Origin of the sequence: Thioalkalivibrio sp., from assembly GCF_041685615.1 — a bacterium.
In the GTDB taxonomy this organism is placed as follows: Bacteria; Pseudomonadota; Gammaproteobacteria; order Ectothiorhodospirales; family Ectothiorhodospiraceae; genus Thioalkalivibrio.
The window spans coordinates 1-16,471 of sequence record NZ_JAWLFK010000032.1; the positions used below are offsets into that span (position 1 = coordinate 1).

At 65.5% G+C, this 16,471-nt stretch carries 15 protein-coding genes and 1 pseudogene; 5 read left to right on the forward strand and 11 right to left on the reverse strand.

Annotated elements, in window-relative coordinates; all coding sequences use genetic code 11:
- Nucleotides 1-15: 15 nt before the first annotated feature.
- The 7 genes and pseudogenes from ACESLR_RS07820 to ACESLR_RS07850 form a co-directional block, all read right to left on the reverse strand.
- On the reverse strand, nt 16-291 hold the full coding sequence (locus ACESLR_RS07820) for a BrnA antitoxin family protein (RefSeq protein WP_373024541.1): 276 nt from the start codon (nt 289-291) through the stop codon (nt 16-18).
- A 60-nt stretch (nt 292-351) separates the two neighbouring features.
- A complete protein-coding gene (locus tag ACESLR_RS07825) occupies nt 352-609 on the reverse strand; it encodes a DUF2442 domain-containing protein (RefSeq protein WP_373024540.1) in 258 nt (85 codons plus the stop codon).
- The gene (locus tag ACESLR_RS07830; protein WP_373024539.1) at nt 581-841 is read right to left on the reverse strand and encodes a DUF4160 domain-containing protein; all 261 of its coding nucleotides are present in this window, start codon (nt 839-841) and stop codon (nt 581-583) included. The genes ACESLR_RS07825 and ACESLR_RS07830 overlap by 29 nt, the downstream gene beginning before the upstream one ends.
- An 81-nt stretch (nt 842-922) precedes the next feature.
- Nucleotides 923-1,070: pseudogene (locus ACESLR_RS07835) on the reverse strand (transposase); the annotation flags it as partial.
- A 65-nt stretch (nt 1,071-1,135) separates the two neighbouring features.
- Nucleotides 1,136-1,636 carry a sulfotransferase family protein gene (locus tag ACESLR_RS07840; RefSeq protein ID WP_373025047.1) on the reverse strand — a complete coding sequence of 167 codons (501 nt, stop codon included), beginning with the start codon at nt 1,634-1,636 and terminating at the stop codon, nt 1,136-1,138.
- A 194-nt stretch (nt 1,637-1,830) separates the two neighbouring features.
- Complete coding sequence (locus ACESLR_RS07845; protein ID WP_373025046.1) at nt 1,831-3,069, reverse strand: ribonucleotide-diphosphate reductase subunit beta; 1,239 nt, start codon at nt 3,067-3,069, stop codon at nt 1,831-1,833.
- A 113-nt stretch (nt 3,070-3,182) separates the two neighbouring features.
- Nucleotides 3,183-6,077 (reverse strand): ribonucleoside-diphosphate reductase subunit alpha, encoded by a 2,895-nt coding sequence (locus tag ACESLR_RS07850; RefSeq protein WP_373025045.1) that lies wholly within the window; start codon nt 6,075-6,077, stop codon nt 3,183-3,185.
- Between the two features lie 528 nt (nt 6,078-6,605).
- On the opposite strand from ACESLR_RS07850, the gene trxB reads away from it, so the two are divergent.
- The 5 genes from trxB to gloA all read left to right on the forward strand — a co-directional run bounded on the left by trxB (nt 6,606) and on the right by gloA (nt 11,999).
- Nucleotides 6,606-7,733, forward strand: a complete 1,128-nt coding sequence (gene trxB / locus ACESLR_RS07855) for a thioredoxin-disulfide reductase (protein WP_373025044.1) — start codon at nt 6,606-6,608, stop codon at nt 7,731-7,733.
- A 4-nt stretch (nt 7,734-7,737) separates the two neighbouring features.
- A complete protein-coding gene (locus tag ACESLR_RS07860) occupies nt 7,738-9,000 on the forward strand; it encodes a GNAT family N-acetyltransferase (protein WP_373025043.1) in 1,263 nt (420 codons plus the stop codon).
- Between the two features lie 264 nt (nt 9,001-9,264).
- Nucleotides 9,265-10,020: a leucyl/phenylalanyl-tRNA--protein transferase gene (aat, locus tag ACESLR_RS07865; RefSeq protein WP_373025042.1), complete on the forward strand. Its 756-nt coding sequence runs from the start codon at nt 9,265-9,267 to the stop codon at nt 10,018-10,020.
- A 591-nt stretch (nt 10,021-10,611) separates the two neighbouring features.
- The gene (locus ACESLR_RS07870) at nt 10,612-11,259 is read left to right on the forward strand and encodes a lysozyme-like domain containing protein (protein WP_373025049.1); all 648 of its coding nucleotides are present in this window, start codon (nt 10,612-10,614) and stop codon (nt 11,257-11,259) included.
- 239 nt (nt 11,260-11,498) lie between these two features.
- Nucleotides 11,499-11,999, forward strand: coding sequence for a lactoylglutathione lyase (gene gloA, locus ACESLR_RS07875; protein ID WP_373025041.1), 501 nt, complete (start codon nt 11,499-11,501; stop codon nt 11,997-11,999).
- 125 nt (nt 12,000-12,124) lie between these two features.
- Here the strand turns inward: gloA and ACESLR_RS07880 are convergent, their stop codons facing one another.
- The 4 genes from ACESLR_RS07880 to cydB all read right to left on the reverse strand — a co-directional run bounded on the left by ACESLR_RS07880 (nt 12,125) and on the right by cydB (nt 16,470).
- Complete coding sequence (locus tag ACESLR_RS07880; protein ID WP_373025040.1) at nt 12,125-12,751, reverse strand: peroxiredoxin; 627 nt, start codon at nt 12,749-12,751, stop codon at nt 12,125-12,127.
- 184 nt (nt 12,752-12,935) lie between these two features.
- Entirely contained in the window at nt 12,936-13,592 is a 657-nt protein-coding gene (locus tag ACESLR_RS07885) for a hypothetical protein (RefSeq protein ID WP_373025039.1), read from the reverse strand.
- Between the two features lie 179 nt (nt 13,593-13,771).
- The gene (locus tag ACESLR_RS07890; RefSeq protein WP_373025038.1) at nt 13,772-15,247 is read right to left on the reverse strand and encodes a sigma-54 interaction domain-containing protein; all 1,476 of its coding nucleotides are present in this window, start codon (nt 15,245-15,247) and stop codon (nt 13,772-13,774) included.
- Nucleotides 15,248-15,465: 218 nt separating this feature from the next.
- The gene (gene cydB / locus ACESLR_RS07895; RefSeq protein ID WP_373025037.1) at nt 15,466-16,470 is read right to left on the reverse strand and encodes a cytochrome d ubiquinol oxidase subunit II; all 1,005 of its coding nucleotides are present in this window, start codon (nt 16,468-16,470) and stop codon (nt 15,466-15,468) included.
- Between the last annotated feature and the right edge of the window lies 1 nt (nt 16,471).

Here is a 16,471-nt window from a genome sequence, read left to right on the forward strand (position 1 = left end):
CCGCTGTCGTCGCCGTTAGCCCTTTTTGCGGGCTTCGTCCACGTCGTCCGCCAGCCACGCCTTGATCAGGGATTGGTAGGGCATGTCGCGCTTGTTGGCTTCGATCTTGATGCGGTCGAGGAGCGACTCCGGCAAGCGCAGGGAGATCGTCCGGGTAGAAGGCTTGAGATTCGGGAGCTCGACCGCCGCGGCGCGGTTCCAATCGACGTACTCGCTCGAATCATAGCTCTCCCAGAACGCCCGCTCTTCTGCCTCGTCCTTGAACTCAGGAATCTTCTTGATATTGCTCATAGATGGCTCGCTCGAAAGGTGACAAAAGGTCGAAAATATCGGCCCCTGGTCCAGTAAGCCTCAGCGGGCGGGTGCCGGTGCGCCTCGCAGCAATCCTTCGGTGCTGAGGTCTTCGTCGAGTTCAGGCCAGTGGATCCCGTGGCCCCCACCACAGATCTCCCAGGCCCCGAGCTGCTCGGGTGTTGCATGAGCCAGACGCGGGTACCACTCGAGCGGGACCGAAATCCGTCGACCGTCCATCAGGCCGACCACCAGGTCATGCTCGGTGAAATCCACGGAGGCAACACGCTCATCCGCGTTCGTGGCCAAAGAACCCATTCCAAGCCTCCAACAACTCCGGTTGCCGACGCTCGACAACCTCTCGAATCCGACGCAGCTCGTGCGCCGGAAACCCCATATTCCGCGCCAGCGCCACACGGCGCAACCAGAACTTTGCCAAGCACTTGCCCCGGTCTACATGCACGTGGGGCGGCTCGTCCGGCTCAAACCAGGACGCTGGGTCAGACCTTGCTTTTTGCCTCCGAAGGTGGCGACGGAGGGCAAAAGGCAAGGTCTGACCCCATGGGTCTTCTATACTCGGCCTTCGGCTTCGGACCCCGCTTCTGATCGAACAGCGTCGACGAGTCTTCCAAAAGGGCCTTCTTCCACTGGCTGACCTGCACCGGGTGAACCCCGTATTCCTGCGCGATCTCGGTGGCCGTCTTCAGTCCCCGCACCGCCTCCAAGGCCACCTTCGCCTTGAGCTCCGGGGAGTGCGTAGTACGCTTCTGCTTCGGCATCATCGGTCCCTTCGAAATCGGCCCGGCAATAAGCTTAAACCCGTGTCCTGATTTCGGGGTCCACTTTACTCCTTCTCTAAAGCTTCGTCGATAGCTAAAGGCTCACGACCTCTTCTTCTCTCATGGAAAAAGTGCGATATTGCCCGCTCTGTTGGATTTCTCAACAGGGCAATAATCTTTACGTTTGGAACAACATTCGCAATTCGCTCGGGTGCAAGTGGATTGAATATGTAAAGCGGTGATGCTTCAAACGTCCTCTGGTTCGCACCCATATTCTTTCGTAATGGAAAATGCGCACGGTACCATGGCATGCCCTTTTTGAAAGTATCTACGCTTGGGTCCAAACCCCCGTCGAAAAAATGTACCTCTTTTGTCGACGATGGAAAAAGCTGCGGATGTTGACTCAGATAGGCATACAAGCTCGTTGTCCCGGATTTCTGGGCACCAATGATAATGAAATCTGGCAAACCTCGCTTCGACCATGTTGCTTCGCCGTATTTATTAATGATGCGACGCGCATAAGGTTTCGCCCAGTTCGGCATGACTCTTTTGACGACTCGTTTCATTGTGTCGATGGCTCCTTTTTTTGCTGTCTAACTGTTGGGTAACGGATGATTCCAGAATCCAACGGGGTCAGACCGTGCTTCTTGCCGCTTTCGAACCAGGAGCAGGATCAAAAAAGGACGCCACCCGGCGCCCTTTTCGTCTGAGTCGTGGCCATCTCCCTGGCTCCTTCCCGAATTGCTTCGCTTCGCCAGCTTCAATCCCAGCTCAGCGCGCCCCCGGTCTGATACTCCGTAACCCGGGTCTCGAAGAAGTTCTTCTCCTTCTTCAGGTCGAGCACTTCGCTCATCCACGGGAACGGGTTGTCGGCGCCCGGGTACAGCTCGGCCAGGCCGATCTGGGCGCAGCGGCGGTTGGCGATGAAGTGCAGGTATTCCTCGAACATCTGCGCGTTCATGCCGAGTACGCCGCGGGGCATGGTGTCGCGGGCGTACTGCGCCTCCAGCTCGACCGCATCGTGGATCAGGGTGCGCATCTCGTCCTTGAAGTCTTCGGTCCACAGGTGCGGGTTCTCGACCTTGATCTGGTTGATCACGTCGATGCCGAAGTTCATGTGCATGGACTCGTCGCGCAGGATGTACTGGAACTGCTCGGCCACGCCGGTCATCTTGTTGCGCCGGCCCATGGAGAGGATCTGCACGAAGCCGACGTAGAAGAAGATGCCCTCGAACACGACGTAGAAGGCGATCAGTTCGCGCAGCAGCTTCTGGTCCGCGTCCGGGGTGCCGGTGCGGAAGTTCGGGTCCGCCAGGTGCTTGGTGAACGGCAGGGCCCACTCGGCCTTGGTGGCGACGGAGGGCACCTCGCGGTACATGTTGAAGATCTCGCCCTCGTCCAGGCCCAGCGACTCCACGCAGTACTGGTAGGCGTGGGTGTGCAGCGCCTCCTCGAAGGCCTGGCGCAGCAGGTACTGGCGGCACTCGGGGTTGGTGATGTGGCGGTACACGGCCAGCACCAGGTTGTTCGCCACCAGCGAGTCGGCGGTGGAGAAGAAGCCCAGGTTGCGCTTGACGATGGTGCGCTCGTCCTCGGTCAGACCATTCGGGTCCTTCCACAGGGCGATGTCCGCGTTCATGTTGATTTCCTGCGGCATCCAGTGGTTGGCGCAGCCGTCCAGGTACTTCTGCCAGGCCCACTTGTACTTGAAGGGCACGAGCTGGTTGAGATCCGCGTGGCAGTTGATGATCTTCTTGTCATCCACGCGGATGCGCTCGGCACCCATCTCCAGGTCTTCCAGACCGGTGCCGGTCAGGGCCTCTTCGTTCGGCTCGGGCAGTGGCTGGCCGGCGTTTTCCGGCTCCGGCGAAACGCTGGGCGCGGCGCCGGCGGTGCTCATCAGGGCTTCGTTCTCCTGAAAGCCCATGCCGGGGCGTACGGCGGGCTCTTGCTGGCCTTCGCCTTTGATGGCTGCAATCGGATCGTCCCAGGAAAGCATAGTGTCCCCTCTTCTTTCGGTGGCGGCCCGGCGCGGTGGCCGGGCCTTTTGTTCAATGAGTCGTCGTCAGTGCGTCGTTCGTATTGAGTGCGTGCCCGCGCGCGGGGCCGGCCTTACTGGCAGGCCTCGCAGTCGGGGTCGAGGATGGAACAGGCCTTGGGCGCTTCCGGTTCGGACGCCTGCTGGCCGCCGGAGACGGCGTTCAGCTTGTTGGCGCGCGAGGAGTCGGCCACGGTGCTCTTCTCCACGTGGGTCGCGCCCATGGAGCGCAGGTAGTAGGTGGTCTTCAGCCCGCGTACCCAGGCCAGCTTGTACAGGGCATCCAGCTTGGGCCCGGAGGGCTCGGCCATGTACAGGTTCAGGCTCTGCGCCTGGTCGATCCACTTCTGCCGGCGCGAGGCGGCCTCGACCAGCCAGCGGGTGTCCAGCTCGAACGCGGTGGCGTACAGGGCCTTGAGATCCTCCGGCACGCGGTCCAGCGGCTGCACCGAGCCGTCGTAGTACTTGAGGTCGTTGACCATGACCTCGTCCCACAACTCGCGGTCTTTCAGGTCGCGCACCAGGTACGGGTTGATCACGGTGAACTCGCCCGACAGGTTCGATTTGACGAACAGGTTCTGGTAGGTCGGCTCGATCGACTGGCTGACCCCGCAGATGTTGGAGATGGTCGCGGTCGGCGCGATCGCCATGGTGTTGGAGTTGCGCATGCCGATCTTCTTCACCCGCTTGCGCAGGGTGTCCCAGTCCAGGCGCTGGGTGGTGTCCATCTGCAGGTACTCGCCGCGCGAGTCGGCCAGCTTCTTCACCGAGTCGATCGGCAGGATGCCCTGGCTCCACAGGCTGCCGGGGAAGCTCTCGTAGCGCCCGCGTTCCTCGGCCAGGTCGGTCGAGGCCTTGATCGCGTAGTAGGACACCGCCTCCATGGAGGTATCGGCGAACTCCACCGCGGCCTCGGAGGCATACGGCATGCGCAGCTTGTACAGCGCATCCTGGAAACCCATGATCCCCAGCCCCACCGGGCGGTGGCGCAGGTTGGAGCGGCGCGCCTGGGGCACGGAGTAGTAATTGTAGTCGATCACGTTGTCGAGCATGCGCATGGCCGTGTTCACGGTCTGCTCGAGCTTGTCCTGATCCAGCTCGCCGTCGTCGCCTATATGCGCGGCCAGGTTGATGGAGCCCAGATTGCACACCGCGATCTCGTCATCCGAGGTGTTCAGGGTGATCTCGGTGCACAGGTTCGAGCTGTGGACCACGCCGGTGTGGCTTTGCGGGCTGCGCAGGTTGCACGGGTCCTTGAAGGTCATCCACGGATGGCCGGTCTCGAACAGCATGCCGAGCATCTTCCGCCACAGGTCCACGGCCTTCATGGTCTTGTGCACGCGCAGCTCGCCGCGCGCGGCCTTCTCTTCGTACTCGCAGTAGCGCTTCTCGAAGTCCGTGCCGACGAGGTCGTGCAGGTCCGGGGTCTCGTTCGGCGAGAACAGGGTCCAGTCGCCGTCCTCGGCCACGCGCTTCATGAACAGGTCCGGGATCCAGTTGGCGCTGTTCATGTCGTGGGTGCGGCGGCGGTCGTCGCCGGTGTTCTTGCGCAGCTCGATGAACTCCTCGACATCGATGTGCCAGGTCTCGAGGTAGGCGCACACGGCCCCCTTGCGCTTGCCGCCCTGGTTCACCGCCACGGCGGTGTCGTTGGCGACCTTGAGGAACGGGACCACGCCCTGCGACTTGCCGTTGGTGCCCTTGATGTGGGCGCCCATGCCGCGCACGCGGGTCCAGTCGTTGCCGAGCCCGCCGGCAAACTTGGACAGCAGCGCGTTGTCGCGGATGGCGCTGTAGATGCCGTCCAGGTCATCCGGGACGCTGGTCAGGTAGCAGCTGGAGAGCTGCGGGCGCAGCGTGCCCGAGTTGAACAGGGTCGGCGTGGAGCTCATGAAGTCGAACGAGCTCAGCAGGTTGTAGAACTCGATCGCGCGCGCCTCGCGGTCGATCTCGTTGATCGCCAGGCCCATCGCCACGCGCATGAAGAACGCCTGCGGCAGCTCGAAGCGCGTGCCGTCCGAGTGGATAAAGTAGCGGTCATACAGGGTCTGCAATCCTAAGTAGGTGAACTGCAGGTCGCGCTCGGGCTTGATCGCCGCGCCCAGGCGCTCGAGGTCGTAGCGGGTCAGCTCGCTGTCGACCAGCTCCAGCTCGGCGGCGCGCTTGATGTAGGCGCCGAAGTACTCGCCATAGCGCTCGGCCAGCTGCGCCTGGGTGGCCTCTTCCGGACGGTCGTGCACAAAGCTCAGGGCCTCGCGGCGCAGCGCATCCATCAGCAACCGCGCGGTGACCTCGGAGTAGTTCGGCTCCTTCTCGATCATCACGCGCGCGGCCATCACCAGCGCGGTGGAGACGTCCTTCTCGGCCACGCCGTCGAACAGGTTGCGGCGAGCCTCGGTCAGGATCTTCTCGCCGTCCACCTGGTCGATGCCGGCGCAGGCCTCGGCCACCACCGCCTGCAGGCGCTCCTCGTCCAGCGGGGCCTGGGTGCCGTCGGCGCGGGTCACGTTCAGGGTGGCGGCCGCTTCCTGCTCTTCCGGGGACTGCTCGGCGGCCTCGGCGGCGCGCTTTTGCGCCTGCTGCTCGCGGTAAATCACGTAGGCCCGCGCGACCTTGTGGTGGCCGCCGCGCATCAGGGCCAGTTCCACCTGGTCCTGGATGTCCTCGATGTGGACCGTCATGCCCTGGGTGCCGGCGCGCCGGAACAGGCTGTCCACCACCTGGCCGGCGACTTCCTTCGACACCTCGTGGATGCGGCGGCTGGCCGCGGCATTACCGCCCTCCACCGCGAGGAAGGCCTTGGTCACCGCGACCTCGATCTTGGAGGCGTCGAAGCCGGTCACCTTGCCGTTGCGGCGAATCACCTGGTGCTGGCCGGGGCTGGTCGCCAGGACCTCGGCCGATGGTTCGGCCTGCGGCGGGTACTGGGTGCCCTCTTGGGATTCGGCGGTGTAGGGTTCGCTGTTCATGACGGCCTCGCGCTGGTGTGGGATCGGACGTGAAGTACTATAGATCGGGGATCGGAAACTGCATAGCCACTAGATATAGTGGCTAGTGAAAGAACAAGCCGCGCACAACCCGTGGGCAAGCTGTGGATAAAAACGGCGATTTCCCGCCCTGCCGCCATTCCCGGAGAGGCACCCGGGTTATCCACCAAACGCTGATGTAGTGACTGCCGACCCGGCGCATCGGGGCAGCGCGATCATGAAAATGTTTTATCAATCGCCATTACCCACAGCCGATCGGTTGCCACCCGCACGCGCGGTTCCCGCGGTGCCCGTGACCCCGTTGGACAAAGCCGTCCGGCGTCCCAATAATCCCCGCCATATCGATCCCCGATCCGGGGCAGCCCGCGCCGCGCGGAACGTACTGCGGATCACGCCACCCGATGCACGGAACCCGGGCGCCGCCCGATGATCCGGTATCGTGTGCATCACCCGCGGTGACGGCCCCGCTGTCGCTGCCACCGAATTCAACGTTGCGAGACGGAGAGCGCCATGAGCGACGCCAAGAAGGACAAGAAGTCCAAGCAGGACCAGAACAAGAGCGAATCCGGCAAGACCCAGGGCGAGACCCCGAAGATGGCCAGCGCCACCGGGGCTGTGCAGGCCGCCACCGGTGCCGTCCAGCTGGGCGGCGACACCGAGTCCAAGCCGAAGAAGGGCGGCAGCGAGAAGGAACCGCGCCATTGCCCGCTACTGATCCTGGGCTCCGGCCCGGCCGGCTGGACCGCCGCGGTCTATGCGGCGCGCGCCAACCTGAACCCGGTCGTGATCACCGGGCTGGAACAGGGCGGCCAACTGATGACCACCACCGACGTGGACAACTGGCCGGGTGACAACGAGGGCGTGCAGGGCCCCGAGCTGATGCAGCGCATGCAGAAGCATGCCGAGCGTTTCGACACCGAGGTGATCTTCGACCACATCCACACGGTGCACCTGAAGGACAAGCCCTACCGCCTGGTCGGGGACTCCGGCGAGTACACCTGCGATGCCTTGATCATCTGCACGGGGGCCTCCGCCCAGTACCTGGGGCTGGAGTCCGAGACCACCTTCGCCGGCAAGGGCGTGTCCGCCTGCGCCACCTGCGACGGTTTCTTCTACCGCGGCCAGAAGGTGGCGGTGATCGGCGGCGGCAACACCGCGGTCGAGGAGGCGCTGTACCTGTCGAATATCGCCTCCGAGGTGACCCTGGTGCACCGGCGCGATGCGCTGCGCGCGGAGAAGATTCTGCAGGACAAGCTGTTCGAGAAGGAAAAGAACGGCAACGTCACCATCGAGTGGAACCACACCCTGGACGAGATCCTCGGCGACGAGACGGGCGTGACCGGCGCACGGCTGAAGCACGCCCAGAGCGGCGAGACCAGGGATATCGACGTGATGGGCGTGTTCATCGCCATCGGCCACAAGCCCAACACCGACATCTTCCAGGGCCAGCTGGACATGGAAGGCGGCTACATCAAGGTGCAAAGCGGGCTGGAGGGCAACGCCACCGCGACCAGCGTGCCGGGCGTGTTCGCCGCCGGCGACGTGATGGATCACGTCTACCGCCAGGCGGTCACCTCCGCCGGTACCGGCTGCATGGCCGCACTGGACGCGGAGAAGTACCTGGACAAGCACGGCTGATCGCGTGAGCGCCGAGGGCGACACCCGGACATCGGAGCCGCCGGAGCCGAATCCGGGCGAGCCGACCGAACGCGTCGAACTGCGCGACGGCCTGGCCGAGGTGGATCCGGCCGCCTGGGACGCCCTGACCGGCGGCACCGAGCCGTTTCTACGCCACGCCTTCCTGGAGGGCCTGGAGCGCCACGAGTGCCTGGGCCGGCCGTTCGGCTGGTTCCCGCAGCATGTGCTGATCTTCCGCGACGAACAGCTGGTCGCGGCGGCACCGGCCTACGTCAAGACCAACAACTACGGCGAGTTCGTGTTCGACTTCGCCTGGGAAGGCGCGTGGAATCGCCACGGGCTGAACTACTACCCCAAGCTGGTCGTCTCCGTGCCCTACACTCCGGCCACCGGGCCGCGCCTGCTGGTGCACCCGGAGGCGCCCGACTTCGATTATCTGCGCACCCTGCTCGTGCGTGCCCTGGTGACCCACGGGCGTGAGCTGAACGCCTCCGGCGTGAACATCCTGTTCCCCAACCAGGACGATCTCGACGTGACCCGCGAGCTGGGCCTGCCCGAGCGCATGGGCTGCCAGTATCACTGGACCAATGCCCCGGACGGCGGCTACGCGGACTTCGACGCCTTCCTCAGCGCCCTCAGCTCGAAGAAGCGCAAGAACATCAAGCGCGAACGCCGTCGCGTGCAGGAGGCCGGGATCGTCTTTCGCACCCTGACCGGCGCGACCGGCGCGGCGGAGGACTGGGCGCGTTTTCACCGCTTCTACGTGGACACCTTCGAGAAGCACATGGGCATCCCGACCCTGTCCGAGGCGTTCTTCGTGGAGACAGCGGCGGAGCTGGGCGACCAGGTGGTGCTGTTCGAGGCCCGGCGACCGGGCGAAGCAGGCACCGACGAGGCGGGCGACGGCGAGACCATCGCCGCGGCCCTGTGCTACCGCAGCCACGACACCCTGTACGGGCGCTTCTGGGGCTGCACCGAGGAGCTGGCCGACCTGCACTTCGAGACCTGCTACTACCAGGGCATCGAGTTCTGCATCCGCGAGGGGCTGGCCCGCTTCGAGCCAGGCGCCCAGGGCGAGCACAAGATCCCGCGCGGCTTCCTGCCCACGCCGACCTGGTCCGCCCACATGATCCTGACCGAGGGCTTCGACCAGCCGGTGCGCGACTTCTGCGAGCGCGAGGCCCAGATGATGCGCGCCCAGTGCGAGCGCCTGCACGAACACTCGCCCTATCGGCAGGTCCAATCCGACGATGAACTCGACCGCTGACCGGATCCAGCGAAGGACCAGTGGCAGACCCCCGCGCGGGCAGGGGCTTCGCGGGCGAGCCCGCTTCTACGGGGGCGGGTCCCGCTGTGCCGGGCGTCCCCAGCGGGGCGTTCGCCTGCAAGCAGGCTCCTGCACATCGCCTTCGGTGTGCTCAAATCCCAAACCCCGTATCAAGCCCGCCATGAAACCCCTTGCACCCCGTAGTGCAAGACGGTATCTACAAGACGCGTGCCTCCAATCTCGGGTCTTGCACGAGGGTCCCCCATGAACGGCGGCCCGCAGATCACCCTGCCCTGGCTGGACCCGGAGCATCCAGAGGCCCCCTTCCCGGACCCGGCCCATGCCCTGGTCGAGCCCAACGGCCTGCTGGCCGCCGGGGGCGATCTCTCCGTGCCGCGCCTGCTCAATGCCTACCGCTCCGGCATCTTCCCCTGGTTCGAGGCCGGGCAGCCGATCCTGTGGTGGAGCCCGGATCCGCGCGCGGTGCTGGAGCCGGGGCACTTCCGCCTGCATCGCAGCCTGAAGAAGGCCATCCGCAACCGCGGCTATACCGTCAGCTTCGATCGCGCCTTCGAGGCCGTCATCGAGGCCTGCGCCGCGCCGCGCGACTACGCCGACGGGACGTGGATCACCACCAGCATGCAGCGCGCCTACATTGCCCTGCATCGCACGGGCCACGCGCACTCCGTGGAGGTCTGGGACGGCCCGCGCCTGATCGGCGGGCTCTACGGGGTGAACGTCGGGCGCCTGTTCTGCGGCGAATCGATGTTCTCGCGCGAGCGCGACGCCTCCAAGATCGCGCTGGCCTGGCTTTGCCGCCACCTCGTCGCCTGGGGCTGGCCGCTGATCGACGTGCAGATGGAGACCGCCCACCTGCGCAACCTCGGGGCCACCACCCTGCCCCGCCAGGCGTTCATCGACCGCATCCGCGAAATCGCCCGCGAGCCGGTCGAGCCGGGCCCGTGGCGGACCGACCCGGCCCTGAGCCCCCTCGACCCTGACTGGAACACCGCCCCGTAAAAGCCTGCTCGCAGGTGAAACCGCCGCTCGCGCCCGCAACACCGCGAACGAACCCGTCAAACCAGACCCGTGGCGTACCGACCGGCCCCTTGCACCCCTCGATCCCTGCGGCAACACCCCGTGGGAGCTGCACACAGGCTCTCAGGGGGAGATCCGGTCAGACGTCTCTCGGGCGGGACCACTCCCTCAAAGGCGGCGGGAGTCGCTGAACCCTGACTGGGCGCACGACGGCCGATTCCGGTGGCCCCCGACGCCGATCGCCACGGCGTGGAGCGCCTCGCGATGACAGGCGTGAGGGCGCGCCGGGACCGCGCCTCCCCGCCCCCGTCACTGCGAAGAGGCGCAGCCGACGTGGCAGTCTGCAGGGGGATCCCCGGCGCCGGGGATCCCCGGGAGCTCGCTTAACCCCGCTCTCGATGCCGGGGGACGCGACCCTGTCGCTCCGCGGCCCCGCAGGGGCCGTGGCAAGCCCCGGAAGCCCGCTCGGCGCACGGCGCGCCCGTTGCTACCGTTGCGGGTGTTTTATACTCGCGGGCCATGGGGGCAACCGGGCGGGAGATTCGGGTGAACAAGGCAGATTCGGGGAAGATTATGCGCCCGCTCCGCGCCACCCTGCGCGGCGGACTCCTGCTGGGACTGGCAGCCATCACCGCCGGGTGTTCCATGCTGTCGCCCTCCCCGCCCGATGACCAGAGCAACATCTGCGAGATCCTCCGCGAGCAGCCGCGCTGGTACGACTACGCGCGAGATTCCGAGCAGGAATGGGGCACGCCGATCGCGATCCAGATGTCGTTCATCCAGCAGGAGTCGTCCTTCCGCAGCCATGTACGCCCGGACCGCGAACGCCTGCTGGGCTTCATTCCATGGAGCCGACCGTCGTCCGCCCGCGGCTATGCCCAGGCCCAGGACCCGGTGTGGGGCGAATACCGCGAGGACGCCGGCAGCATAATGGCGCGGCGCACGCACATGAAGCACGCCACCGACTTCATCGGCTGGTACAACGACCGAACCCGGCGCATGGCCGGCGTGCCCCTGCACAACACGGAACACCTTTACCTCGCCTACCACGAGGGCCAGGGCGGCTACAGCCGCGGCAGTTACCAAGACAAGCCGCAGGTCCGGGCCGCCGCGCGGCAGGTCGCGCAGCGCGCGGACCGTTACGAGTCCCAGCTGGCCAGCTGCGAATCCGAGTTCCGCTGCCGCCGTTTCTACCAGGTCTGGCCCTTCTGCCGGCAATAGCCACACCCCCCGCCATCCCGGGGTCCACCCTCCCCCCGTCATCGCGAGCACCGCGAAGCCATCTCCCATCGCTACCCCGGCACTGGGGCACCCCCAATAGACTGCCGCGTCGGCTGTGCCTCCTCGCAGTGACGGCATCCAGGTGCCTCACCACGAGACGTGACGGCGGCACTTGAGGGAACCTGCCCGACCGTGTTCCAGTCTCCGAGATATCCTCTTTCGGAATACAAGGACGCACCATGAGCGACCACCCGACCGCCGGCTTTCGCTTCAACCACACCATGCTGCGCGTGAAGGACCCGCAGAAGGCGCTGGACTTCTACCAGCGCGTCTTCGGCATGCAGCTGGTGAAGACCCTCGACTTCCCGGAGTTCGAATTCACGCTCTACTTCCTCGCGCAGATCGGCGAGGACGAACCGCAGCCGCCGAAGGACGCCGGCGAGGCCACCCGCTGGATGTTCAGCCAGCGCGGCATCCTCGAGCTCACCTATAACTACGGCACCGAGAAGGACCCGGACTTCCACTATCACGACGGCAACGAGGCGCCACAGGGCTTCGGCCACATCTGCTTTTCGGTCCCGGACCTGGACGCTGCGGTGCGCTGGTTCGACCAGAACAACGTGGAGTTCGTGAAGCGCCCCGACGAGGGCGGCCTGAAGGACATCGCCTTCGTGAAGGATGTCGACGGCTACTGGATCGAGATCCTCGAACCCGCCCGCCTGACCGGCCTGGGCCGCTGAAGCCGAGACGGTTTGCCGTATCCAGGCGTAGCCGACAGACACAAAAAAGGGACCTTGCGGCCCCTGCTCCCACCTGGGGAGAACGGCCCCGCCCGTAGCCGGGCGAGGCCGCTGGTTGGTCCGGATCAGACCTTGGTGTAGCGCAGGTAGGAGCGGATCTCCTCGAAGCCCTGCGGGAACTTCTTCTGCGCGTCCTCGTTGCTGACCGTCGGCGGGATGATCACACGAGCACCCGGGGTCCAGTCGGCCGGCGTCGCGACACCGTGCTTGTCACCGGTCTGCAGCGCATCGATCACGCGCAGGATCTCGTCGAAGTTGCGGCCCACCGACATCGGGTAGGTCATCATCAAGCGGATCTTCTTGTTCGAGTCGATGATGTAGACCGAACGCACGGCGGCGGTCTCGCTCTCGCCCGGGTGGATCATCTCGTAGAGTTCCGAGATCTTCTTGTCGGCATCCGCGACGATCGGGAACTCCAGCGTGGTGTCCTGGGTGTCGTTGACGTCCTCGATCCACTTGTTGTGTTCCTCGACGGTATCCGTCGACAGACCCAGCGGCTTCACGTTGCGGTCCGCGAACTGCTTGGCCAGCTGCGCGGTACGACCCATCTCGGTGGTGCACACCGGGGTGAAGTCGGCCGGGTGGCTGAAGAAGAAGCACCAGGAGTCGCCGATCCATTCGTGGAAATCGATCTTGCCCTTGGTGGTATCAATCTGGAAATTCGGTGCGGTATCGCCCAAACGCAGTGCCATGATGTACTCCTTTCTTTCGGTTTAGAGATTGATTCGGCATCTCATGGGGCGTTGCCCCCATGTACGGACTAATTTATGCGCCATTCCGTATTTAGTGAATTACTAATTCTTTACCGGCCCAATAGATTGTTCCTAATGGCGAGCCGGACAGGAGTTGCGCCCACCCAGCCCACCGCGCACCGACTCACATGCGGCGGAACAGCTCCACCAGGTCCTCGCGCATGTCCTGGCGACCCATCTCCTCGGTCGTAAAGCGCTCGCCGTCGAAGTTCACGTCCAGCATCACCGCCTGACCCGCATCCAGGTCGGGCTGGAGAGCCACCATCCGCAGCCCTTCCAGGTAGTCGGCCACGGCCTCGTCGGCCTCCGCGACGGCCTGGACCTGTTTCTGCATCCACGAGGAGATATGCAGCACCAGCGTGCCGTCCCATTCGGAGGCCGCGAGTTCCTGCAGATAGGCGTGGGCCAGGGCCTCGTTCTCCTCGCGGTCCAACTCGCCACCCAGTGCCAGGTAGGCCACGGCCTTGTCCGCGGTCACGTCCACCGCGGCTTGCGCGTCATCAGCGGAGCGCAGGGTGGCGATGCGGAATCCCGCCTGCGGGTCGGCGGACAGCATGGAAGCACCCAGACCCCCGGCCAGGGCGCCGCAGATCGGCGACGGATTGTTGATCACGGCCATCGAGCGGGCCCCCATCTGGTCGACGATGGCCTGACCGACACCGGCACTGGCCATCGAGCGAATGGTCTGCTGTTCGCCGAAGGACAGCGGCTCGGCCGAAGCCAGGATCGGGGTCGTCAGGAGGGCAGCGGAGAGAGACAGGGTGATTGCGGTCTTTTTCATGACAGGCTCCAGTTCGGCTTTTCTATCCGTACTTGCTTAACTGCTAATTCTTGTGGCGGTACTTCAGCATCCCCGTCGCCCATGACGGGCTCGTGACACGTCGCCCGACCGCTCCCCCGGACGCCGTTCCATCACGGACAACGAGCGGGCCACAGCCCGCCGCGTCCTGGTGGGCTATCTCAGTGACCTTCGCCGGCCTCGCCTTCGAGCTGGCGCAGGCGCCGATACAGGCTGCGTTCGCTAATCCCCAGGGTTTTCGCCAGCGCCCGGCGATCGCCCGGATACACCGCGGCCGCATGCCGCAGGTATTCGCGTTCGATCTCGTCAAGGGGACGCAGGGACTGCGGATGGAGCAAGCCATCCAGGCCACCGGTCCCGCCCGGGGCCTGCCCTCCTTCCCGGACCCGATCCGGCAGGTGCTCCGGACGGATCGCCTCGCCGTCCGCCAGCAATGCGGCGCGCTCGAGGATGTTGCGCAACTCGCGCACGTTGCCGGGAAACGGGTATCGCATGAGGATTTTCAGGGCCTCGTCTGCGAGACGCGGCGGCACGGCCAGGTCCAGGCGCTCGCTGAGGGCCTCCACCAGCAAAGGGATGTCCTCGGCTCGCTCACGCAGCGGGGGCACATCGATCGGGAAGGTATTGATGCGGTAGTAGAGATCCTCGCGGAACTCGCCTGCGCGCACCATGGACTCGAGGTCACGGTGGGTCGCGCAGACCAGGCGGAAATCCGCCCGCCGCGACTCGACTCCCCCGACCCGACGATAGGCATGGGTCTCCAGCAGGCGCAGCAGCTTGACCTGCTGGCTCAGCGGGATATCCCCCACCTCGTCGAGAAACAGGGTGCCGCCGGCCGCAGCCTCCACCAGGCCAGCCTTGGCCGAGGTCGCCCCGGTGAAGGCCCCCCGCTCATGCCCGAACAGCTCGCTTTCAAACAGGGTTTCGGTCAGGCCGGAGCATTCCACGGGCACGAACGGCGACTGCTGCCGAGGACTCGCCTCGTGAATCGCCCGGGCAATCAGTTCCTTGCCGGTTCCCGACTCACCGAGCAGCAGGGCCGAGGCATTGCTCGGCGCCACGCGACTGATCAGCCCCAGCATGGCGTTGAAGGCCTTCGAGCGTCCTACCAGCCCGCCGCTGCCCGCCTGCGGCGCCGACACGGGCATGTGGTGCAGCCGTTCGATCAAGTAGCGAATCTCGCCACCCTCGCCCCGGATCGGCAACAACTCGACATCGACGTGTTCGCGACCGGCCTCGGTGTGGTGCACATGGAGGACGCGTTCGCGGTGGCCACTGTCCAGGGCCGCCCGCAGGGGGCAGGATTCGCCTGCCTCGTCGCAGGGGCGGCGGAAGCCATGCGAGGCCTCGAAACAGGTACGGCCCGAGCCATTGCGGTCGGTCCCGTAGACACGCTGGTAGGCCCCATTGGCGGCCAGGATGCCGTAGTCCGGCGACAGCAGTATCGCCGGCTCGCGGAATCCCTCCAGTACCTGCCGCAGGGTCTCGACATACGAGTCCTGCGGTTCCGGCGCCTTCTTCGTGATGCTCGTCACTTCGCCTCGCACAAGGGGATCCAGGAATGCGGTTCCGATGCTCGGACCGCCACCGTCGCGCTGCGCAATAGACACGTTCAATCGAGTGAGGTTCAACGGCATGGGTTCACCCCCGTACCCGGCATCCAACTCGAAGACTCGCCGCGATCGCTGCACCGCGGCGCCGACGACCCGGAGAGATCCGCCGTCCCCCCGGCGTACATCCCGCCCGGCCCACGAGTATCAATCCCGAACGGCCGGCCCGGTCCCGCCGCCGCGACCCCGGCGAGGCGCCCGTGATGCCGTGATCGGCTCCGGATCGGGCGCGGGCTGGAATGGGCCTAGTGATACCCGCTCTCCGGGGTCACCTTCCCGCGGAAGACCCAGTAGGTCCACGCGGTGTAGCCCAGGATGATCGGGATCACGAACAGCGCGCCCACCAGGATGAACAGCTGCGCGTCCGGCGACGAGGCGGCGTCCCAGAAGGTGTAGTCCGGCGGCACCACGTACGGCCACTTGCTCACCAGCAGCCCCAGGTAGGTCGTGACGAACAGGGTAATCGTGGCGACGAACGGGATCCCCTCGTCGCGCCGGCGCACCGCGCGGATCAGCACCCAGGAAGAGACCAGCGCCAGCACCGGGAGCACCCAGAGGTACTGCCAGGTTCCCATCCAGCGCTCCATCACCTTCGGATCGATGAACGGGGTGATGAGACTCACCGCGCCAAAGACGAGCAGCACGACGGCGAGCATCCACGGCGCGACCCGGTACGCAAAGGCCTGGGTCTCACCCTCCGTCTTGACGATCAGCCAGGTGGCCCCCAAGAGGGCGTAGCCGGCCAGCAGCCCGATCCCGGTCAGCACGGTGAACGGTGTCAGCCAGTCGAGTGGTCCGCCGGCGAAGCTGAGACCGTCCATCTCGAAGCCCTGGATATAGGCGCCCACGACTGCGCCCTGGGCGAAGGCCGCCACGGCCGAGCCGATCGCGAACGCGGCATTCCACAGCCCCTTGGAGCGATGCGCCTTGAAGCGGAACTCGAAGGCCACCCCGCGGAAGATCAGACCCGCCAGCATCAGGAAGACCCCGATATAGAGCGCCGGCAGGAAGACCGAGTACACCAGCGGAAAGGCCGCCAGCAGACCGGCGCCCCCGAGGATCAGCCAGGTCTCGTTGCCGTCCCACACCGGGGCGACCGAGTTCATCATCACGTCGCGCGAGGTCTCCCCCGGGGCGAAGGGGAAGAGAATCCCCACCCCGAGATCGAACCCGTCCATCAGGACGTAGGCGATCACGCCCACGGCGATGATGACGACCCAGATCAGCGTGATATCAATCGTGGTTTCCATG